We start from the raw sequence: 19,545 nt of genomic DNA on the forward strand, positions 1-19,545 counted from the left end.
CTTTAAATTTTAATATTCAACCCTATCAATAATCTCCCGGTATCTGTAAAAGAGTTGGTCGGATCATTCCCCTGAGAATATTCCAGTCCAATTCCAAGGTTACTTTTTCCCGTGGGATAGACGTTTATCCCCATCGACATCCAGTCCACACTTCCCAGTTGGTACAGGTCGTCCTGTAGAGAGAGGCGATAATTATATTCAAAAGTGAGTTGAAGATATTCTTTGCTCAACGCAGGTATTGGCCACAACTCCATAAACAGGCGGTTAGACCAATAGGAGGATTCTCCCAGGGAGCCCTTCGTGTCCGCATACCGTTCATATCCCGAATAAACAAAGTACCGAAATATCAGGCTACCATTGTTAGCCCTCGCATTTCCCCCTGGCAAAAATGGACGGGCACTGAAAAGACTAAAATAAAGCTGATAGTTCATAGTATTCAGGTCGTTGACTTTATCCCTTTTGTAGTCCACTGATCCCTGGAACCAAGGGGCAAGGTTCCATCCTTCTGTCACAGGCGTTTTATATGGGACTGGAAAAAACTCCATGTTAACCCCGGCAGAGAGGGCATCTTTTTCGTCTTCTTCACTCGTGTTTTTATGATATTCTACTTTTGGATAAAAAAGTAGAGATGTTTTATCATTGAAAGAGGCATTTTTAAACACGTCCCATTCAGATATTTTAAGCCCCATATCTACAGTTAGGAAATTGACGTTGTTCTTGGTGTCCCTGTTAAAAAATACGCTTGCAGGCTTTTGCTCTTCTTTCGATGATCCGGAGTAGGTCTTACGAAGTCCAATATTAGCTTTTTGCAGCCACTCGATAGGATCTGTTTTATCCTCTTGTTGTCCCATTACCGTAAAGGGCAAGAGGCAAAAAAATAGATAAAGTCTTTTCATTTCTAAATTTTTGATTTTACCAGTTCGACAAGTTGATGCACCGTGAGACCCGACTTGGTCAATTCGGGTTTAGTAATGGTCTGTTTACTGTTATAGGATTTGATCACTCCCCGCAAGGCCATGGCCAGGTAGGTCATCGCCGCTCCCTGAATCTTCAGGGGTGGTCCTGAAAGAGTATAATCCATTTGGATTAAAACGACGTCTATTCCAGCAATAGCCCCAATAATGGTGACGACGGTATTTTTAATATCGGCTGCCATATCATTCGAGTTTAATGTTTGTGTAAATTAAAAGTAATTAAGGGTGAATAAAATACCTTTTTTAGGGTATTTTATAAGGAGGGAGAACCAATGTTACGATTTATATTGAGAATTAGGACTTGACTGTTTAGCTGACTATTTGATTTGAGGGAAAATAAGAACTAAATCTGAATTCAGAAGTCTAAAAAATGGGGAGTGTTAGGGAATGTTATCCCACCTCTGTCCTTTCCAAGGGGCTAGCCCATCCCTTGCTTTATTGTTTATATTCTCTAATCATCTCCTCTGGTAATAAATATAAATTCCTTTTCGGTCTGGAGCAAGCAACATAAAACTTATTCTTTGACACAGGTTTTAATTGATTTAAAGTACCTTTCTTGTAATGCGTAGTAGTTGTTTTATTAAGGACAACACAAACATCTTCATAACAATTCTCACCTTTGCAATCTCCCCAGTTTCTTGAAAAGCAATCATATTTATAATTCTCTCTATAAAAGAGTTTTATTATTTCTGGACTCTTAAAAACTTCGTCTGCAAGTTCTTTTGTGTCAATCAAGATAACATTACAATCCTCCTCATGATGTGAATCAATTTTTATTTCAATCGAATCTGTTATAAATTTACAAATTGAAGGACGACAACGATAACTTTTATTAAGGTATTCTTTATCTATGGAGACTCCTTTAGATTCAAATAATTTAAGATATTTATTGTAATCTGAATGTATATTGGCATTAACATTTCCATCGCGGCTTGTATCAAAAGTATGTTGATAGAAATCCCCTACGAATGTCATTTTTAAATTGGATGCAATAATGTGCATTAGTAAATTAAAATCATGCCCTGCCAAATCTTGTACTTCATCAATAAATAATTCATCATAATATTTTTCAATTCTTTTTTTAATATCACCAATAATATCCGTTTGTTCCAAAAGTTTTGAAATTCGGTTATGATATAATCTTTTGTCTTCTGTTAAATAGTATTTCAGGTCATTTCTTGAAATTCTATTTGTCCATTGGGGAGGAATATCCCATATAATTCCTTTCGATTTCAACTTATATGCAAGAAATGGGCGAAAACAAAAAGAATAAAGAAAATTATAAAATGAAAACAACTCAATGTTTTCAGGAAAGAAACCAAATTTCTCAATTATGCTTCCTTTTAAATTCCTTGTATTATTATTTGTATAGGTAATAATTAAGGCTCTTTTCTCAAGAGATAACTCATCAACTATGAATGTTGTTTTACCTGAACCTGCAACAGCTAAGATTAACCTTTTATCCATTCTATTGCCGTTTTGATATAGTCAGGAACCTTAATTTTATCACTTTTATCTTCTAAAAGCATAAATGCACAATCTGCTTTATTTGCAAGCATGTAATCTTGTACCGATAGTGACCGTCTTCCTGGTTCAAACAGTTCTTCACATATGTCCGTGTTTGTTTTATACATCGCTATTTCGAAGGTACTGATTGAATTATCAAGTTCCGAAAATATTCCAATTAAATCGTCGGTATAATCCGAAAATGATTCTACAATTTTTTTATCATAGTCCCCGTCATTATCCCTAATTACACATGTCTTTATTTGCAGAAGTTTTGCGATATCCAAATAGCGTTTAAAGCTTGTCCCTCCGACAGACAGAATATGTATGTTGGAATCTTCTGGCTTTTCATTTGTTACTTTCTCATAAAAACACTGCATCAAAATATATTCTGCATCACCCTCTACAAGAATCACTTTGTCTGACATAATGAACTCCAAAATATTGTTATCAGGAGCCTTCATAAAAAACTTAGCAGTACCTTCCTTTAAATCATTTAATAAAACAGGTTTATTTGAATTACTATTTAGCAAAATGGATTTTCTTAAATCTAACCTTGTACTTATAAGGTTGCTATGGGTTGCAACAAAAAGTTGTTTGTTTTCAGACTTTTTTATCCGTTGAATCAATTTTTTCATGTTAACATGACTTAAATGGTTCTCTGGTTCCTCTAACAGAATTAAGTCTAGCTCATTCTCGTTTTTTCGCAGTGCAAAATCAGTTTTTATGAAGCATTGTCGCCCTTTACCTTTATTTTCAATTTCTATATCTTCTTCTTTAATTGTAAGGTCGGTTTCTAAATTTGACTTAGAATTTGTACGAATTGCAAAGGAATAATCTTCAATTCTGGCATTTAAATCAGACAGAATTTCTTCTCTGAATTTTTCCTTATGCTTCCGATATTCATTCTGATTTTTATTCTTTTCTGACTCGTTTATGTTTGAATGGTATAAAGTTTTAATATAAAATTTAGTCGCATATTCATTGTTAATCTGAGAACTGTCAAGTAAAAGATGATTCATGAATTTTCTATATCCAGTATAGCTATCACCTGAGAAAGTTTTAAAATTTATTGAGTAATATTCAAATGGGAAGTTATCTTCTTCTTGCTCCAGTATATCTGCAATTTCTTTACTTAAATCATCCCTTGGTTCACATATCATATATAATCCATGAGATGGTTCATTTAATGAATTATTTCTCCCATCTAAATCTTTATTCTCTTGATTGTTCAGGTACAACTCAATATACAAAACTGGCAGGTTTTCATATTTTTTGTCTGATTTCAGAAATTCATCAACAATTTTAGTATTAAATAGGCTATCTAATCCAATGGTTTCAATCTTGCTTCGACTTCCACTAAGGACGATGTCTATTGCTGTCAAAATGGTGCTTTTTCCTGCTTCATTATCACCAATTAGAAGGTTCATGTCAGGGGAAAAAGAAACTGACAAGTCTTTAAACCTTCCAAAATTCTTTATTTTGATTTTCTCAATTAGTTTCATAGATACAGGATTTTTTTCATTGTATGACCTTTTTTATTCAATCTTAGCCATAGGAATAGCACATATTTGATTTGTAATGTGACTAATTAAAAGATAAAAAAATTGATTGGGACAAGAACTGACAGCTTCTTGGATTACCGCCTGGTATCTTCCTTTTAGTATTTCCTTGTTCAAGGTTGGTCTATATCTGGCTACAGTTCCAATGTAGTAGCCAAATGCTAAAGTTGCAGATAACCTATGCATTCGGCTGGGTTCTAAATTCAAATAATTTCTGTAGCCATTCCTTGTAATCATTTGATTAATACTAAGCTGCTTGAAATCATCACATATCCGTTTATAAGCTCTCTTGTGGCTATTACTAGAATTGCACGTATAGTTAAAAATGAGGTTTGATCGGAAATATTTTTTACTACTATCTGATTTACAGTCAATGGGGTAAATCTTATCCTTAAATACGCCTTTCAGAAGTTTATCGGTTTTCATTATTTTATCAAACTTCTTCTCATAGGCTAAAGTGTAATATATTCGGTTTCTGTTCTTGTTGGTTCTAATTACTATGTCAATTGGTAGGTGTTTTCTTTTAGTGTTTGGAAATAAATTTAATGCATATCCAATTTCATGAACTTCAGGAAGCTCTCGTAAAATCTCATCGAATTTTATTTCCAGACCATCTCCATTATTTATTTCAACGCCTATTGTTTTGGCAAATTCGTGGAAGATTGAGATGCCATCATTCCCGATAGGTGTCAATTTCAGTTGTGTCTTTTTATTGGAGGGTAATGACAAGCCGTGATGTTCCATCGTAGTTTCAAGATCATAATTTCTCGCGAGAAGAAATGTTTTTACAAGATTTATGAACGTATAATAGATTAATGTACCTTTTGAAGGCATTTTTGCTTCCTTTGATGAGTTGTGAAAACCTTCTGCTAGTTCAGCAAAATACTTAGCTTTAATTAACAAACTTCTTTGCTTCTTTCTGTCTCGTTTTATCCTATTAATTTTATTATCTAACCAGGCCTGCAAATAACTAAACGGGTCAGAAGTTAAAATAAATGGTGCACCAGGTTCATTACCAAATGGAAAATATTTTACTGCTTTAAAATCTCTTCTAACTTGTTCTCCAAGTTCATCTTCTATTGGTGTCATTTTCTACTTCGGTTTTGCTTATAATGTCACACAACTGGTTGTGATAAAACAAAAATGCAAATTATATATCAAAATAAAAGGGATAACAGCATATTGTGATACTGTTATCCCTGGGTGCTTTGTTAATATTGCAGAAAAGGCACCTTAATTCGATATTATAATTTCTATAACATACGCTTTAATATGCTCTAAACCTTGATAGGGAATGATAAAGTGGTTACATACTGATCTTCATTTTCGATGAGGATCTTTTCCCCATTCTCCGACGCACCCCTTCAAACAGGGCCTCGGCAAAATCCTCTTCTTTAGGAGTACCGGAAAGCAAGGGATTGGCATCGGGATCAATCCTTAGACTTTGATCCCCTTTTTCTGGCCCGTCTTTTTTTTGGAACCTTGGGCCTTTTTGCTTTCCATGCTCTTTTTTTTGCCTTTATCCTGCTTTTGGCCCTTTTCCAGTTCTTCCCGGAGGTCTTTCAGGTTGATCCGTTTGCCGTTGGGTTCATACAGGCTGACGGTCTTATACTTGGGGTTGGCGGCCACCAGGAACTTCCCTTCTTTGCCCGCGATACTGACCTGGTGGAGGTTCCCTTTTTTCAAGGAATACAGCAGGCGGTCTTTTGGGTCCATGCCTTCCATTTCCACGATGGGGAGTTTCCCTAAGGCCTTTTCCAGCTCAAAGCCGTACTTGTCATGGTACTGTTGCATGGGATGCAGCCCCTTGTCGTTCTTCCCGGCCAAATCCAGTTGCAGCCAGGCATTGTAACGTTCCCCGTCCTTGTTGAACAGGGTCTTATACACCGAGCGCCACTCCAACAGGTTAAAGGCTTCCTTGGCCGAGATGTTCTGGTTTTGATAGAAGGTCTGGGACTGGGTTTTCCCGTCGGGCTTGGTAAGCTCGGCATCAAAGGAATTGAAATAATACTGCCCGTTCTTTTCCGATTTGCGGAAGTTCAGGTTGTAGTTCATTTTCTTTTCCCCGATGGAAGCCGAATGTTGCAGTTGAAAGGCTTCTTTTCCTTCCTTGATTTTAGTTTCCAGTTCTTTTCCGAGTTCTTCGCCAAAACCGGCATACTTGATCCGGTCTTTTAAGGCATCGATATCCTTTTTTTCCATAACTATTGATTTTGAGGGTTAATAATGGGCCGGGCCTTTAACAGGTGCTTACCTTTTACCGAAAGGACGGGGTTGCGGTCCCCGTTTTCTTCAAAGAGGCGGATCACCATTTTCTTGGCATCGGCAATGGTAAATTGGGAAAAAGCGACCACCAGGCGATTTTCGCCTTTTCCCTCTATTCCTTTGGGTTTTTCATATTGCATATGCAATGGCGTAAGGTTCACCTGGCGCTCCGCTGTCCGCTTGACCTGCTTTCGGTCCTGGATCACAAAACGCCATTGCTGTATGGGACAGGCTATGCGGCTGCGGTTTTTCAATTCAAACAGGAAAAACAAGACCTCCCTATGGGAGTAAATCCCCTTGAGACGGAGCTTTACTTTGCCGTTTTTATCCGAGCGGTACAGAAAGCCTTTTTCCTGAAATACCTTCCCGCTCAACCTGTCGAGCTGTTCCCGGCCGATGTCCGTGTTTTCAAGCACGGCCACCGCTGCTTCCATCTGCTGTTGTTTTCCGATGTCAATGGTGAGCTTGTCCGGTTTGGGGTTGTAGTGCACGGTAAAAGGATAGATCTTCCCATCCTCGGTGACGACATGCAGGTTGCTTTCGGAGAATCCCCTTTTCCCGGCCTTAAGTTTCAACACATTGGCGGCATAGGCATCTTTTTGGGCAAGGACATTCCCGTTGCCACGGTCGGCACTTTTTATCTTTGCCGGGAAGATCAGTACCGTGGTCTGGTCCCATCCTACTTCAACGGGGTAAGGGGTGAGCACCGCCTCGGGACGAACCTGCCCAAAGGCCAGGCCGACAAGACATGAGAATACCAGGGATACATACAGTTTTTTCATAACAATGGATTTTTAGGGTTGAGAAGTATTTTGATCGACCAAAAGGAGGGGGTGCCCGGCTTTGACCTTGACTTTGATCAGTTTGGCCTTTTTGGAGAACAGCCCCTTGACGGTTTCCATTCCTGCGGTGGCCGCCTGCGATTGCCAGGAAGGATCGTAGCCCATGGTCTGCATCCCTTGCAGGGCATCCCCGGCCCCCTCCTTGGCGGACTTGCGGGCAATGGCCCCCGGTACGCGTATCCCCGGCAGGGCATCCAGGTCATATACTTCCAGTTTCACCGGAAGAATGGTTTGCCCTTTTCGAATGGCCTCTATCTTTACTTTTAGGCGCTCCCCATTCAACTGGCAGGTACCAAATACCAATGCCCCTTTGGGGATGGCCATGCCGTTTATAAAGACCCGTTCGGTGAGTTCCATTTTCAGGCTTGCTCCCGAGACCAGTTCCTGGTCTTCATGGACCATGGCGGGGATGGCAGGCTTCACGGTTTCGACCGTCGCGGTCGCCGTTTCATCGAGCCCATAGAAGCGGTTGTTTTCCAAAGAAGTACTTTTTCTTTCCGAATGGATGATTTTGGTTTCCCGGGTACTATTTTCCGTTCGGTTAACGGCAAAGGTTTTCCCTTGCTTCCAGTCGCGATAGGCTTCCAGCTTTTGGCGGACCCGTTCGGGGTGTTGTACATCAAGGATCTTCTCCAGCATGCCATCAATTTGCTGCAACTCCGGGTCCGGGCTTGACGGACTGGACATGGCCTGCATCATTTCTTCCAAATGCTTTAGGTCCGTCCCGCTCGGGGAAGGCCGCTCTGGTGGGGTCACCGGGATGGCCGATGACCTTTGTACTGGCGGGGCCGGCCGGTCCACGGTTTTTTGCAGGGATGCCAATTTTTGCTCCACTTGGGTTTCCATGGCCTTTAGCGAAGACTGGCTTTGTATGGGAGGACCTTCTTTGGGAAGCAGTTCTTGTGGCTTTTCCTTTTGGGGCTGCTTTAATTCTCCGGCAAAAGGGTCCATGCGCATTTGCTCTTTGCGCAAGGCTGCTTTTTGATCGGCCTTTTGGTATATGCTCATTTTGTCGCCCAGGGCCGTATCTTCATTGATCTTCGCTTCGGGAAGGGTCATGTTCAGCCCCGGGGTGTTGTCCGATGGGGTCGGCCGGTCGGGCTGGCCGCCGCCCAATGCCCAAAAGGCCAGGGTGACAAAAGGCAGGGTCAACAAGGGCAGCACCAGCATAAAACGGCGCTGTCTTTTGAATTTTTCATTGTTCATGATCGATATGGATTTTGGGGTTATACTTGGCTAAACTGTCGATAAGCACCGGGTAGGCTTTCACGGGAAAGTCCTTGGCAGGGCGGGGCGTTTTCCATGCCCGGTGCAATAAAGCGACCGGGATGGCCGTGCCCAATAGGCAAAACACTACCCATAAGAGCTTTAACCGGGACCGGGGATACCGGTTCAGGTACCGTGCTGTTCGCATGGCGATATACCTTGCTGTTATCTTTATCCTGTTCATCGTTTTTCCACTTTAATGTTCTCGTTGCGCAGCGTCTCCCATTTTTCGATCAGAAAACCGTGGGGATTGCGGTCGCTGCGGTCCACATGCCGCAATTGCCCGCGAGTGACCAAACGGCGGGTCACTATCGAGGTGGGGCGAATGATCCGCTGGGTCCCGTAATAGGTAAAGCCATACGGGTGGAAACCGGTATCTATGGCCACGCTGTCCATGTGCAGGGTCTGGTTGATATTGGCGGACACCATACGGGTGTAGTAGCCACTTTCCCGCAAATTATCGTACGCCGCTTTGGCAGAAGCATCGGCCATGTAGAGGCTTTTTCCTACCTGCTCCTTGATATGGCGGTCATCCGGGGAGAGGGTAAAAAAGTAGTGGTGGAACATTTTAATATGGTCTTTGGCTTCCACGGGGATGTTGTCCTTGCGCTGGGCGGAAAATGCTTTCAGGGCCTTGCCTTCGGCCAGGATGTAAATCCTTTCCCGGGCGGACCGTACCAGCTCAAAGGCCTGGTAGCTGACAAAGCCCGTTACCAGTAAAGAGCCGGCCATAATGCCCAGGGCCAACAAGCGGATGTGCTTAAAGGCGGAGTCTATATTCTGTAGGTTTTTAAACATATATCAAAGGGTGGTTTTGGCAACGGTGGCCGCGACTTTCGCCGTGGTCTGTGCACCTTGTTTTCCTATGGTATTGGATTTTCCCAAAAGGGCATCCCTTCCCCCCGGTTGGACGATAAAGGAAGCGACATTGGGCACGGTAAAATAGCCCATTATGGCAATGACCATAAAGACCAGGTAACCGATGGACGACATAAAATCCTGGTCCATCTGCATCATATTCAGCTGTATTCGGGCGATGATCGCCCCAAAGATGTTGGCCACGGGCAACCATAGCGAGACGTTGATGTAGCGGGCAAACCATGCCTTCAGGGTATGTTGAAAGCCGTCAAATACGGAAAGGCCAAATACGATGGGCCCGAGGATCGACAGGACGATCAACTGGAAAGTGCGCAGGGTATTGATGCAGAGGGCGGCGGCAAAGAAAAGGATCTGCAAAAGCCAGGCAACGACCTGATGGACGATATTCCCCAGGTTCAGGGTAAATACCGAGGTCGCCAGCCGCTCCATGGCGGAGACCTCTTCCCCTGATTCCGGATAGGTGTATTCCTCCCCGCTGTTTTCGCCCGGCGGGCGGATGTTCAAGTCATGGGCATTGGTGCGGTCGATATGTTTCTCCATGGCCCGGTAGGTATTGCCGGTCATCTCCCCGGTGGCCTGCACCAGCGGGTCCATCAGCCCATTGATCAGGCTCAGGACCATCGGGAAGAGCATAATGGCCAGGCCTATGGCAAAAGGGCGCAATAAGGGATAGACATCGATGGGCTCGGCCCGGGCGATGTGCCCCCATATCCGGGCGGCGATGTACCACATGGCGGCAAAACCGGCCAGGGCGCGGGCTACGGTGATCAGGCGCGAGGCCAGGGGCACCATCTCATCATACATTCCATCGAGCACCTGGCGCATGTTCTCTATGTCCTGCGCCTGGGTAATGGCCGGGAGCATGAGCAGTACAGGGAGTAAAAGGATTGTTTTTTTCATGGCGTATAGATTTCTTTGAGTTGTCGGGCCTGGTTCTCCCATTGCTGACGCTGTTTGGCCAGGCTTCCCACCTGATGGTTGATATCGCGGAGGATACCCAGTACGTCCTTCATGTTTTCGTATACCCGGTCAATGGCTTCGATGCGCTCATAATCCGACATCCTCAACTTTCCCGAGGTGAGGACCAGGGTAAGCTCGTCCAGGTTTTGGAGGCTTTGCTTAAAAAGCCTTTCATATACCCCTAAAAGGTACACGAGTTCTTCCGGGGAAAACCGGCCTGTGGCGGCCAGGTATGAATAGGTATTGCGGTATTCCCGAAGGATAAACTGCTGATAGCGGACAATATCGGCCACGCGGTAATATTTCCGTACCTCTGGACTGGCAAGCCATAGCCCGTCCAGGAAGGCTTCGTGAAGCTTAAAGTTTCCTTCGGCGATCCCCTTGACGGTGTTGTAACCGGTAGAGAGGATACGGTACCCCTTGTACATGTCCTTAAGGATGTTCTTGAATTGCAGGAGCTTCTCGAAGTTCAGCATAAGCTGGGTGGCCTCGTGGGCCTGCCCTCTCCCGGTACGTGGAAGGGTCAGGGCAACTCCAAGTGCGATAAGGAGCAATAGACGTTTAATGGATATCATAGTATGATTTTATCGGTTCCAATGATTGTTTCCGGCGGGATTGAAGGGCGTATTTTAGGCGGGAGGTTTGGTCTTTGACCTGTTTGTACAAGTCCCGCATGTCCTTTTCCATTTGATCGATGGCCTGTATCCGCCGGGCATCCTCCATCTTGTAGTAAAAGGCCTTTGAAAGATGTTCCGCCTGCCCGAGAATGTGCAGGGACTGGCGCAGTACCTCCCGGTAATAACTTGCCATGGCCCTTCTCTGGGCAGCTTTTAGGGACATTTTGCTCAGCAGGTCCCTCCCGCGCTTTACCTCCCCAAGGATATGCTGCTGGTATTCCAGGACCGAGGCCAGGCCGTGGTAATGGGACACCGGGGGAGAAATGCCGTCCAGGCGGGACAGGAAATCCCGGTGCAGGTTAAACTCCCCGTTGGTGATGCGCTCCACCGTGTTCCATCCTTCCCGGGCAATGCGATAGCCTTCCTTGCCCAGACGGATGTAGTCCTGAAGGATAAGGATTTGGAGAATGAGGTATTCTTTTTGGGTTTGCTTCTGCCGGAACCACTCATTCCAGGTCTGCGCTTGCAAGGAAGACGAAAGGAGCCCAAAGAACAGGGACAGGGTCAGTATTTTATTTTTCATACCATTGTTTTAGAGGTTGGCGGTCCCACCGCTTGCGGTTTTCGGCAATGGAGAGGTTGTGGCGGTTGAAACGCCGAAGGTCGTTTAGGTTGCGGGTCACCCGCCGGTCGGTATCGTGGATGATGCGCAGCCTTTCCGCATCGTTCATCTGCATTGAAAAGGCCGTCATGACATCCAAAAGGTAATCGAGATTCTCCAGGCTTTCTTCCAATATTTCCCCATAGGTGGCGGCCATGGCCTGCTTCTCCTTCGGGGTGAATGCCGTATGGGAAGAAAGCACCGGCCATACGCGGTGGTATTCTTCCACCAGCCGGGCTTGCTTTTCGGCGATTTCCTTGACGCGCTTATACTGGCTAAGGGCATTTTTGACCTGCCAGAGTTCATCAAATAGGTTTTGGTACTGCTCGCGCTGTTTGTCGTTCCAGTTTGAGATCTCTTCCAGCTTGAGCTTGGACAGGGTGTTCTCCAATACCTTCTGGGCGTGTTGCAGCCAGAGGGTCTGGTTTTGCAGGCGCTGGACTTTCAGGTCTATGGCCTTGATCACCTTTTTTATCGCTTCCTTGATCACTTTGATGATCACCGACAAGGGAACAGCTTCCGCCTTTTGTTGGGGCAGTGTGGCCAGGCCCAAGGTCAAAGCCAGGGTCAACGTCGTGATATACTTCTTTGTTTTCATGGGTCATGGTTTTTCGCGGGACAAGACGGCAATGGCTTTTTTGCGGTCGCCGCCGTACTTTCGGGTGAGGGTATCGATCTGCATCCGTTCACTTTCCTCGGTGGTATAGGCCAGGTATTCCGCTTTGCTGACCTCGGTGCGGTAAACCCTGGAATATTGCCCACCCAGGGAGATAAATACCTCCTTGTAGAGCCTTCCCGGTTCATTGGCCTTGTTGATGCTCAGGGCCTGGGCCTTTTCTTTTTCGGTCAGTCCCAAAAGCTCCTGGATGCGTTCGAACTTGTTCTGGTACTTGGATTGGTCCAAAAGGATCTTACAGTCCGAATTGTTGATGATGGCTTCCTTGACCACCGGGGAGGAAATAATGTCCTCTACTTCCTGGGTCACGACAATGGCCTCGCCGAAGAACTTGCGCACGGTCTTGAACAAAAATTTAATGTACTCGGCCATGCCTTCCTTGGCAATGGCCTTCCAGGCCTCTTCAATCAAGATCATCTTGCGCACTCCTTTGAGCTTGCGCATCTTGGCGATAAATATCTCCATAATGATGATGGTCACCACCGGAAAGAGGATGGGATGGTCTTTGATATTGTCCAGTTCGAAAACGATGAACCGTTGGTGCAGCAGGTCCAGGTTCTCGGTGGCATTGAGCAGGTAATCGAATTCCCCGCCCTGGTAATAGGGCCTAAGCACATACATGAAATTCTCGATATCGAAATCCTTGTCCTTCACGCCATCGCGTTGTAACACCTCCCGGAATTCTACTTCCAGGTATTCGTAAAAGGAATTAAAGCCGGGTACTTCGCCTGGGGACTGCTGTAAATATTCATAATAGCCGGTCAGGGCGTTGGAAAGAGCGACGTATTCGGAGCGTTTAAAAGGCTCATCGTCCTTCTTCCACAGGGCCAACAGCAAGGTTTTCAGGCTTTCCTTTTTTTCAGTGTCGGGAGGGTTGCCGTCTGCCGTTACAAAGGGGTTGAAGCGGATGGGGTTGTTTTCCTCATAAGTAAAGTAATAGCCCTCCACCAAGTCACACAGTCCCCGGTAGGAATGGCCGACATCCACCAGCACCACATGGGTGCCCTGCTCGTAATAATGGCGCACCATGTGATTGGTGAAAAAGGATTTGCCGCTCCCGGAGGGGCCCAGGATAAATTTGTTGCGGTTGGTGATGTACCCTTTTCTTAAGGGTTCGTCCGAGATGTCCACGTGCACCGGGTGCCCGGTAATGCGGTCGCCCAACCGTATGCCAACCGGACTAATGGACGAGCGGTAATTGGTTTCCAGGTTCAGAAAGCAGGAGGCCGGGCCGATGAAGGTATCAAAGGCCTCGTTGGAGGGAAAAGCCCCCTGGTTTCCCGGCAGTCCCGCCCAGAACAGCTGCGGGGCGCCAACGGTTTCCTGTCTTGGGGTAACATCCATTTTGGCCAAAGCGGCCGAGGCCTTGTTGCGCAGCTCGGTGAGCCCTTCCTTTTGCTCGGTCCACAACATCAGGTTAAAATGGGCCTTGACGGCTTTACGCCCTTCGGAAATCGCCTCGTTCAAAAAGGCGGAGGTCGCCTCTTTGGACAGGGCGTTCTCCCGGGAATAGGCCGCCAGGCTTTCCAGGCGGAGCCGTTTGGATTCCAGTCTTTTCAGGGTTTTTTGATGGTCTTCGATAAAGAGGTATTGGTTGTAGATATGGTTGCAGGGGAGCATCGCCCCGATGGGGGCGGCAAACCCGCTGCGAAAATCACTCTTGTCGGTGGCATACCTTTCCAGGCGGGCATCGGGCGACACGCTCCCGGGAAGGTCTTCCACATCGGCCATGGAATACATCAGGACATATTTGTCCCCGATCTTCCATTCCGGTTTAAAGCGAATGTCCATTAATTCGGGCCGGGCCGCGTCTTTTAAGAAAAGGTAGTTTTCCAATACGCCCGACCGGTGGGCGCTACCGCAAATCTCTTCACCGGATATCGGGACAAGCTCCGTGCCCCCGTCTTCCAGTATCTGGCAAAACTGCCCCAGGGCATCCTCAAAGTGCTCCCATGCTTTTTCAGAAATGCTTTCTGTGGGCACCAGGGAGGTGCGAAGCAAATTCGATACGGCCGAATTGCCCAGGGGCTTGTCCAGGGGACGGCGCGTGATATAGAGGTGGCAGCGGTGGTCCAGGTAAGGCCTCTCGTGAAAGAAACCTTCACTGCTGCGCGATAAAAAGGACTGCCCGGGGGCAAAGTTCGCCTGGTGGCTGGCGCGGGTAAACCAGTCCTGTTTATGGAAGACACAATTTACCGGCAACACACCGATGGCCTTGGTCCAGGTATGGTGCAGGGCAAGATAATCTTCCGCTGAGAGGGTAAATATCTCGGGAAGCTGCAAGCCAAAGGCAGCCGTGATATCCCCTTCCCGGGAAAGGATGCGGTCTTTTTCCACTTTGTACAACGGGAAGTTGTCTTTCAAATCGATATGGGGGGTATTAAAGATCATCATGCTTTTGAAGTTGAAGGAACGGTTTGCGGCTTCGGCAACGAAGGCTTTGGGGCAGCTGCCGGTAGGCCATCTTTTTCATCAGCCCGTGCTGCCCGTAGGTATGGGAGTAATGAAAGACCCCGTAAAAGAGCGCCCCGCCCAATATAAGGGCCCCGGCCAGGCAGAGGTACTTGGATAGCCCCAGCATGTAGGCGACGGCAAAGAGGATCAAAAGCGCCACCAAGCCGATGGCCAGATAAGCAATGTACTGCGCCTTCAGGCCCTTAAATTCCAGGGGCTTGTTGATCCCTTTGTTGATCCGGTAGGCCTTCATGGTTTTTGTCCTTTGCTAATGTGGGCAGGAACCGATTTTCGGTTTCGGGAAGCGTGTTCCAAAAGGCCGGTTTTCTTTAGGGGCACCACGCTCGCCTGAAGTTTCGCCTGTATAGGGTAGCGCTTTTGAAAATAGTCGTCGGCGAGTTCATATTTGCGGGCCATGCCCACCGGGTCTAGGTGCAGTTCATGGGGGATTTCCACCAGGACCACATCCCGGGGCACTGTGGTCATCTCCCGGCTGGCATAAAAGAGTTCCTGCTTGCGGGTGCGGTAAAAGAACAGGTAATGCCCGCCCTTTTCACTGGTGACCATCTTATCAAAGCCCAGGCGCTTCCAGGGCTGGTCCTTGTTTCGCAGTTCCCCGAGCCGGACATCTATGGTATAGGTGTCCCCGGCGATGTCTATTTCGGGCAAAATGCCGGCTTTTCTTTGTTGCAATGCATTCATATCGTAAGGGTTTTATACACCGAAGAAACTTTGCAGGACCGTAGCGACCACCACCAGGAACACGCAGCTGCCAAACCAGGCCGCGGCCACTTTCCCGGTATCGGGTTCGCCGTTGTTCCACTTGTTAAAAACCTTGACCGCCCCGATCAAGCCGACAATGGCCCCGATGGCATACATCAGGTTGGTGCCGGATTGGAAATAGCTGCGCACCTTGTTGGTGGCCTCGTTGATCCCGGCGTTGCCGTCTTGTGCGAGGACGGAAAATGCCAAAAGGGACAAAACCAGGACAGAAAGGAACTTGAGGTACTTATGGGTCATCATGGAAATGGGGTTTAGGCGTGTTGAATGGTGTGGGAGAGGGCTTCCCGGGAAAGGGAAAGGCCTTGTAATTGGGCATAGCGGAGCGTATGGCTTATCAATGTCTTTTGAAAGGCCGGAACATGCCGCCCCTTAAAATGCGCCAGTCGCTGGCGCAATTCCTCCAACAATTCTTCGGGGGACTGGCATTGGGAGGCGATGGCTGAAATGTCCGTAGTAAGCTTGTGCAGCTCGGTAAAGGCGCGGTCAAACTCTTCCTCGTTTAACTGGATGAGCGTGGAGCGTTTCGGCTTTTTTTCCTGTTTATGGGGGCGCTTTTGAAATCCCCGGGAAATTTCCCTGGAGTAGTACCGTGCCATAACGTAAGCGTAATACAGGAGCACCAGGGCGCCCAGGCCTAAGAGGAACTGCTCCCACGATATCTGTTCGATCATAGTGTTTTGGGTAAATGTTCGAAGGCAAAAGTGGGAGAGATGGCCGGGAATTGTTCACACTGCCACCCGAAGGGGGATGGTTTTTAATCCCATTTATCCCCCTTCCCGTCCAAATCGGTGTTGTCCATCCACCTTTCCAGGGCCTGGGTCAGGCGGTTTAGAAAATATGTCCGCCCGGATTTGCGGATGCGGATTTCCTGGAAGGTGCGGTAATACTGGGACATGTCCTGCTGGAAGATCTGTTCCACGACCGTGGCGATATCCCGGATGGTGGCCTGCCCGTTGTTAAAGACCCCCGCCGCTTTTAGGGCGTAGGTCAGCTCGATCAGCGCCACTTTCGGCGCGGTCCATTTCAGGCGTTTTTTCTCTGGGGCCGGGGCCGGGTTTTGAAGGTGGTGGATCTTGCCCAATAGGTATTCTTTTAGACGGGTAAAGGCCTTGAAACGCGCAAAGCGGTAACTGCCATGGGTGCTGAACCGGGAGTCTTTTTGAATGGCGATGGTCTCGGCCAAAAAAGGGGCCTTGGGGGCATTCCTTTTAAAAAGGTATTCGTCCAGGTCGCTGCGGTCCAGGCGATAATAAGTGTACAGGAAGTGGTGCCTTTGGAAATAGCTGCGGATAAAGGACAGTTGGTTGCGATAATGGTCGAGCACTTCCCTTTTTTCAACCGGCAGGGTGGAATGGATATAATAGAGCTCCCCGTAATAAAGCTGCTCGGCCACAATGCGGGGCTTGGCCTTTTTAAAGAAATAGATCTCCTCTGGGGGCGTAAATTCATAATCCCATAACTTTTCCTTTAGGCGGTTCAGGGCGGTGCCGACGGCCACAAAACAGGCCTCGGCCTGCTGAAGTTCGGCATATTGTTGCCCTTGGATGTTCTGGATTTGGGATTGGAGTTCCTGGTAGAGTTCAAAGCAAATGTTCTTCATGGCATATGGTAAGTTGGGGCTTTCCCGAAAAAGAACAAGGCGCGCGGCCTTTCGGTGGATTCACCTTATCGGGCAAAGCCGGTGAAACATTCTGGTAGTACGGCAAAACTATATTTTCCAGGTTGAGGGAAAGAGAAATCTGCCCCGTGAAATGCCGAAATACCAAAAAGCCGGCCCGATATACCATAGGAATGGTCCCAAAAAGAAGAAAAATACCCGCTGGACATTGTATTCAGCGGGTTTTGTGCTCAAGGTTGGATAAATTCCACGGTGGCGGCCATGTCCATGAAGGGAGAATCATCGGGTATGTGTCTTACCCGTCCTTCGCATTTAATGTCGGTCTGCTTGGTACGAAAGCTCCGGGGGGAGCCGATAAACTCAAACTGTGCCCTGGCCGCCAACAGGCCGGCCAATTGTGCCCCCCAGATAAACAGCACCCGGTCGGGAACACCGTCCAGGTATTCCTGTTGGTCGGCACTAACGGAAAATTTCTGGGCCAGCCATCCTTTCAGGTCTTCACATACCTGTTGGGCCTCTTCGATAAGTTCGGCATCGTTTAACATATACAATTCGTCTTTTACCTGGGCCATGCCCTCGGGATTCAACTCGGTCATAAAACAATGATTTTGGTTATTAAATGATTTAAAGTCAATTGTTTAACGAATGAAACCCTTTTATTTTATATTTGTAGGTGTATTCTTACCAATGATGGGTTTTTGGAAAGGGAGTTATGGATATGGAAGGAAAACAATCTTTTTTAGGGGCGGTGGAACCTCAGGGGTTTAGGCCGGTGTATAACGACAGGTACTTTCGGTGGATCGTGGCCGTGTTGGCCGCCCTGTTTATCAGCCTTTACGGTACCATGGAGGATTTCCTGGACCATTTTTTCATGCCGGAGTTTTATATTGAGTTTCTCTCTTCCCTATTGATCGCCATTTTGCTTATTGAATGCATTTACCGGGTGACCCTCCAATTGGACAAATATTACGACTGGCAGGAGCGTCCATTGATCCGCCTGGGTTTACAGCTTCTTTTTGGGGTGCTGATGCCAGGAATTATTGACTTTGCGCTGGCCACCCTATATTTCAGGGTCTATGGGCTCGATATTATCGAGGACACCTATTACGTGGCCTATGCCCTGCCGCTGATCATGGCGATGATCTTTATTTTCAACCTCTATTATGTGTGCCATTATTTCTTTTTGCAGTTGCGTTCCTTTCAATCTCCCCACCATGGCAAGCAAACGATATTGGTGCAAAAGGGGACAAAGAACATTCCCTTGCCCGTAGATCAAATCAATCATATTGAACGTTCCAACCGCCACAATTTCTTAATTACCCTGGACGGGGAAAGCTTTTTGATCCCGCAAACCCTAGAGGAACTGGAAGATATCCTCCATCCCGGCTCTTTTTTCCGGGTAAACCGCCAGACACTGGTCCGCTATGAGGCCTGTCGACATTTTGAGTTGGCCGAGCACGGGAAGCTCCACTTGTTTACCCAAACCCCTATGGACAATCCCCTTGTCGTAAGCCAGAAAAGGGCAAAACGGTTCCGGGAATGGATGGACCGATGAAGGTGGTTTTTTGGGACAAATCCGTGAGGGAAATGGAATTGTTGTTTCTTTTGTTTTAGAAAATTTCAAAGCCGGCCCCAAAGCCGATCCATGGCTTGCCCTTAAAGACCCAATCCTCCGCTTTATCGGACAAGGGAACATCAAAACCGATGGCCGTGAAAATGGAGAAGGTCTTGTAATGCCAACCGACATTTACCCCTAAGGATGAACTAACCAGGCTCCCCTGGAAAGTGGTTGTGTCCAAGGTATTTGTTTCGGTAATATCGAGTTTGTTTATCCCGGCAAAGCCGTTAATGGACCATCCATATTCATACACCCGGTATTCTTCTTCCGAAGGGAGTTTTACATATCGCTTGCCGCCGAATAAGCACCCAAAATAAAGGCCTACGTTCGCGTCGGTGCTGACATTACCGGTGTTTTCCGGAGCCCTTGAGCCTAAATACACTTTTAGAGGGAGTGTCAGTACCCCGGCATGAAAGCGTGAAAAGGAAAATTTCAAATTTTCACGAGGGGGAAGTTGGATGGCAAATTGATTATTTTCAAAGAAACGGTTGACCTTATCTGCATCATCTTCTCCTTCCTCAATAGGATAGAAATGGACCATCAGGTAACCCGCCTTCGGCTGTATTTCTGCAGCCAGGGAATAATTTTTAATGCCGTTGTCTTGGGCAACAGTACTGTCCAAGATATCCGTCTTCTTAAACACAGGTACCTTTTCTACCTGATAGGATAGGGTATCCCCATTCGCATTATAAGTAACATTTGTTTTCTTGATGGCCTTTCCCTTGGTGTACAATACCGGAAATTTGCTGTTGGCTTTGTCAGCTATTTTGACTTGAACGGCTTCCTTGAATTTTAAGGCCTGGGCAAAGCAAAAAGGAACCTGAAAAAGAAAAATTCCGAGGACTATAATTTTTTTCATTGTAG

Annotated in this window: 23 protein-coding genes; 1 reads left to right on the plus strand and 22 read right to left on the minus strand. The window is 46.7% G+C overall.

Features of this window, described 5'->3' with window-relative positions; translation table 11 throughout:
- Positions 1-2: 2 nt before the first annotated feature.
- The 21 genes from ECHVI_RS09465 to ECHVI_RS09570 all read right to left on the minus strand — a co-directional run bounded on the left by ECHVI_RS09465 (position 3) and on the right by ECHVI_RS09570 (position 17,659).
- Complete coding sequence (locus tag ECHVI_RS09465; RefSeq protein ID WP_015265748.1) at positions 3-896, minus strand: hypothetical protein; 894 nt, start codon at positions 894-896, stop codon at positions 3-5.
- Positions 897-898: 2 nt separating this feature from the next.
- On the minus strand, positions 899-1,156 hold the full coding sequence (locus ECHVI_RS09470) for a hypothetical protein (protein WP_015265749.1): 258 nt from the start codon (positions 1,154-1,156) through the stop codon (positions 899-901).
- 253 nt (positions 1,157-1,409) lie between these two features.
- Positions 1,410-2,441, minus strand: coding sequence for a DEAD/DEAH box helicase family protein (locus tag ECHVI_RS09475; protein WP_015265750.1), 1,032 nt, complete (start codon positions 2,439-2,441; stop codon positions 1,410-1,412).
- Positions 2,426-3,985: an ATP-dependent nuclease gene (locus tag ECHVI_RS09480; RefSeq protein WP_015265751.1), complete on the minus strand. Its 1,560-nt coding sequence runs from the start codon at positions 3,983-3,985 to the stop codon at positions 2,426-2,428. Before ECHVI_RS09480 ends, ECHVI_RS09475 begins: the two co-directional genes overlap by 16 nt.
- 33 nt (positions 3,986-4,018) lie before the next feature.
- Entirely contained in the window at positions 4,019-5,131 is a 1,113-nt protein-coding gene (locus tag ECHVI_RS22955; RefSeq protein WP_015265752.1) for a YaaC family protein, read from the minus strand.
- Positions 5,132-5,479: 348 nt separating this feature from the next.
- Positions 5,480-6,244: a hypothetical protein gene (locus ECHVI_RS09490; protein ID WP_015265753.1), complete on the minus strand. Its 765-nt coding sequence runs from the start codon at positions 6,242-6,244 to the stop codon at positions 5,480-5,482.
- 2 nt (positions 6,245-6,246) lie between these two features.
- The gene (traN, locus tag ECHVI_RS09495) at positions 6,247-7,089 is read right to left on the minus strand and encodes a conjugative transposon protein TraN (protein ID WP_015265754.1); all 843 of its coding nucleotides are present in this window, start codon (positions 7,087-7,089) and stop codon (positions 6,247-6,249) included.
- 12 nt (positions 7,090-7,101) lie between these two features.
- Entirely contained in the window at positions 7,102-8,355 is a 1,254-nt protein-coding gene (gene traM, locus ECHVI_RS09500; protein WP_015265755.1) for a conjugative transposon protein TraM, read from the minus strand.
- Positions 8,345-8,599 carry a hypothetical protein gene (locus ECHVI_RS09505; protein ID WP_015265756.1) on the minus strand — a complete coding sequence of 85 codons (255 nt, stop codon included), beginning with the start codon at positions 8,597-8,599 and terminating at the stop codon, positions 8,345-8,347. The genes traM and ECHVI_RS09505 overlap by 11 nt, the downstream gene beginning before the upstream one ends.
- Positions 8,596-9,213 carry a conjugative transposon protein TraK gene (gene traK, locus ECHVI_RS09510; RefSeq protein ID WP_015265757.1) on the minus strand — a complete coding sequence of 206 codons (618 nt, stop codon included), beginning with the start codon at positions 9,211-9,213 and terminating at the stop codon, positions 8,596-8,598. Before traK ends, ECHVI_RS09505 begins: the two co-directional genes overlap by 4 nt.
- A gap of 3 nt (positions 9,214-9,216) precedes the next feature.
- Positions 9,217-10,194 (minus strand): conjugative transposon protein TraJ, encoded by a 978-nt coding sequence (gene traJ / locus ECHVI_RS09515; RefSeq protein WP_015265758.1) that lies wholly within the window; start codon positions 10,192-10,194, stop codon positions 9,217-9,219.
- The gene (locus ECHVI_RS09520) at positions 10,191-10,829 is read right to left on the minus strand and encodes a hypothetical protein (RefSeq protein WP_015265759.1); all 639 of its coding nucleotides are present in this window, start codon (positions 10,827-10,829) and stop codon (positions 10,191-10,193) included. The genes traJ and ECHVI_RS09520 overlap by 4 nt, the downstream gene beginning before the upstream one ends.
- Positions 10,816-11,454: a hypothetical protein gene (locus ECHVI_RS22960; RefSeq protein ID WP_015265760.1), complete on the minus strand. Its 639-nt coding sequence runs from the start codon at positions 11,452-11,454 to the stop codon at positions 10,816-10,818. The genes ECHVI_RS09520 and ECHVI_RS22960 overlap by 14 nt, the downstream gene beginning before the upstream one ends.
- The gene (locus ECHVI_RS09530; protein WP_015265761.1) at positions 11,444-12,130 is read right to left on the minus strand and encodes a hypothetical protein; all 687 of its coding nucleotides are present in this window, start codon (positions 12,128-12,130) and stop codon (positions 11,444-11,446) included. The genes ECHVI_RS22960 and ECHVI_RS09530 overlap by 11 nt, the downstream gene beginning before the upstream one ends.
- 3 nt (positions 12,131-12,133) lie before the next feature.
- Positions 12,134-14,599 (minus strand): TraG family conjugative transposon ATPase, encoded by a 2,466-nt coding sequence (locus ECHVI_RS09535; RefSeq protein WP_015265762.1) that lies wholly within the window; start codon positions 14,597-14,599, stop codon positions 12,134-12,136.
- Positions 14,589-14,915, minus strand: a complete 327-nt coding sequence (locus tag ECHVI_RS09540; protein WP_015265763.1) for a DUF4133 domain-containing protein — start codon at positions 14,913-14,915, stop codon at positions 14,589-14,591. The genes ECHVI_RS09535 and ECHVI_RS09540 overlap by 11 nt, the downstream gene beginning before the upstream one ends.
- Positions 14,912-15,364, minus strand: coding sequence for a hypothetical protein (locus ECHVI_RS09545; protein WP_015265764.1), 453 nt, complete (start codon positions 15,362-15,364; stop codon positions 14,912-14,914). The genes ECHVI_RS09540 and ECHVI_RS09545 overlap by 4 nt, the downstream gene beginning before the upstream one ends.
- 12 nt (positions 15,365-15,376) lie before the next feature.
- Positions 15,377-15,682 (minus strand): DUF4134 domain-containing protein, encoded by a 306-nt coding sequence (locus ECHVI_RS09550; protein ID WP_083891968.1) that lies wholly within the window; start codon positions 15,680-15,682, stop codon positions 15,377-15,379.
- Between the two features lie 14 nt (positions 15,683-15,696).
- Entirely contained in the window at positions 15,697-16,116 is a 420-nt protein-coding gene (locus ECHVI_RS09555; protein ID WP_015265766.1) for a hypothetical protein, read from the minus strand.
- A gap of 83 nt (positions 16,117-16,199) precedes the next feature.
- A complete protein-coding gene (locus ECHVI_RS09560) occupies positions 16,200-17,045 on the minus strand; it encodes an RteC domain-containing protein (protein ID WP_015265767.1) in 846 nt (281 codons plus the stop codon).
- Positions 17,046-17,293: 248 nt separating this feature from the next.
- Positions 17,294-17,659 (minus strand): hypothetical protein, encoded by a 366-nt coding sequence (locus ECHVI_RS09570; RefSeq protein ID WP_015265768.1) that lies wholly within the window; start codon positions 17,657-17,659, stop codon positions 17,294-17,296.
- 122 nt (positions 17,660-17,781) lie between these two features.
- On the opposite strand from ECHVI_RS09570, the gene ECHVI_RS09575 reads away from it, so the two are divergent.
- The gene (locus ECHVI_RS09575; RefSeq protein ID WP_245553467.1) at positions 17,782-18,618 is read left to right on the plus strand and encodes a LytR/AlgR family response regulator transcription factor; all 837 of its coding nucleotides are present in this window, start codon (positions 17,782-17,784) and stop codon (positions 18,616-18,618) included.
- 55 nt (positions 18,619-18,673) lie between these two features.
- On the opposite strand, the gene ECHVI_RS09580 is transcribed toward ECHVI_RS09575, so the two are convergent.
- Complete coding sequence (locus ECHVI_RS09580; protein ID WP_015265770.1) at positions 18,674-19,540, minus strand: hypothetical protein; 867 nt, start codon at positions 19,538-19,540, stop codon at positions 18,674-18,676.
- Positions 19,541-19,545 lie beyond the last annotated feature (5 nt).

The organism is Echinicola vietnamensis DSM 17526 (assembly GCF_000325705.1).
In the GTDB taxonomy this organism is placed as follows: Bacteria; Bacteroidota; Bacteroidia; order Cytophagales; family Cyclobacteriaceae; genus Echinicola; species Echinicola vietnamensis.

Coding starts and splice junctions, on each gene's coding strand:
- ECHVI_RS09465 (WP_015265748.1), bottom strand. CDS start 896: ATGAAAAGACTTTATCTATTTTTTTGCCTCTTGCCCTTTACGGTAATG.
- ECHVI_RS09470 (WP_015265749.1), bottom strand. CDS start 1,156: ATGGCAGCCGATATTAAAAATACCGTCGTCACCATTATTGGGGCTATT.
- ECHVI_RS09475 (WP_015265750.1), bottom strand. CDS start 2,441: ATGGATAAAAGGTTAATCTTAGCTGTTGCAGGTTCAGGTAAAACAACA.
- ECHVI_RS09480 (WP_015265751.1), bottom strand. CDS start 3,985: ATGAAACTAATTGAGAAAATCAAAATAAAGAATTTTGGAAGGTTTAAA.
- ECHVI_RS22955 (WP_015265752.1), bottom strand. CDS start 5,131: ATGACACCAATAGAAGATGAACTTGGAGAACAAGTTAGAAGAGATTTT.
- ECHVI_RS09490 (WP_015265753.1), bottom strand. CDS start 6,244: ATGGAAAAAAAGGATATCGATGCCTTAAAAGACCGGATCAAGTATGCC.
- traN (WP_015265754.1), bottom strand. CDS start 7,089: ATGAAAAAACTGTATGTATCCCTGGTATTCTCATGTCTTGTCGGCCTG.
- traM (WP_015265755.1), bottom strand. CDS start 8,355: ATGAACAATGAAAAATTCAAAAGACAGCGCCGTTTTATGCTGGTGCTG.
- ECHVI_RS09505 (WP_015265756.1), bottom strand. CDS start 8,599: ATGAACAGGATAAAGATAACAGCAAGGTATATCGCCATGCGAACAGCA.
- traK (WP_015265757.1), bottom strand. CDS start 9,213: ATGTTTAAAAACCTACAGAATATAGACTCCGCCTTTAAGCACATCCGC.
- traJ (WP_015265758.1), bottom strand. CDS start 10,194: ATGAAAAAAACAATCCTTTTACTCCCTGTACTGCTCATGCTCCCGGCC.
- ECHVI_RS09520 (WP_015265759.1), bottom strand. CDS start 10,829: ATGATATCCATTAAACGTCTATTGCTCCTTATCGCACTTGGAGTTGCC.
- ECHVI_RS22960 (WP_015265760.1), bottom strand. CDS start 11,454: ATGAAAAATAAAATACTGACCCTGTCCCTGTTCTTTGGGCTCCTTTCG.
- ECHVI_RS09530 (WP_015265761.1), bottom strand. CDS start 12,130: ATGAAAACAAAGAAGTATATCACGACGTTGACCCTGGCTTTGACCTTG.
- ECHVI_RS09535 (WP_015265762.1), bottom strand. CDS start 14,599: ATGATCTTTAATACCCCCCATATCGATTTGAAAGACAACTTCCCGTTG.
- ECHVI_RS09540 (WP_015265763.1), bottom strand. CDS start 14,915: ATGAAGGCCTACCGGATCAACAAAGGGATCAACAAGCCCCTGGAATTT.
- ECHVI_RS09545 (WP_015265764.1), bottom strand. CDS start 15,364: ATGAATGCATTGCAACAAAGAAAAGCCGGCATTTTGCCCGAAATAGAC.
- ECHVI_RS09550 (WP_083891968.1), bottom strand. CDS start 15,682: ATGACCCATAAGTACCTCAAGTTCCTTTCTGTCCTGGTTTTGTCCCTT.
- ECHVI_RS09555 (WP_015265766.1), bottom strand. CDS start 16,116: ATGATCGAACAGATATCGTGGGAGCAGTTCCTCTTAGGCCTGGGCGCC.
- ECHVI_RS09560 (WP_015265767.1), bottom strand. CDS start 17,045: ATGAAGAACATTTGCTTTGAACTCTACCAGGAACTCCAATCCCAAATC.
- ECHVI_RS09570 (WP_015265768.1), bottom strand. CDS start 17,659: ATGACCGAGTTGAATCCCGAGGGCATGGCCCAGGTAAAAGACGAATTG.
- ECHVI_RS09575 (WP_245553467.1), top strand. CDS start 17,782: ATGGAAGGAAAACAATCTTTTTTAGGGGCGGTGGAACCTCAGGGGTTT.
- ECHVI_RS09580 (WP_015265770.1), bottom strand. CDS start 19,540: ATGAAAAAAATTATAGTCCTCGGAATTTTTCTTTTTCAGGTTCCTTTT.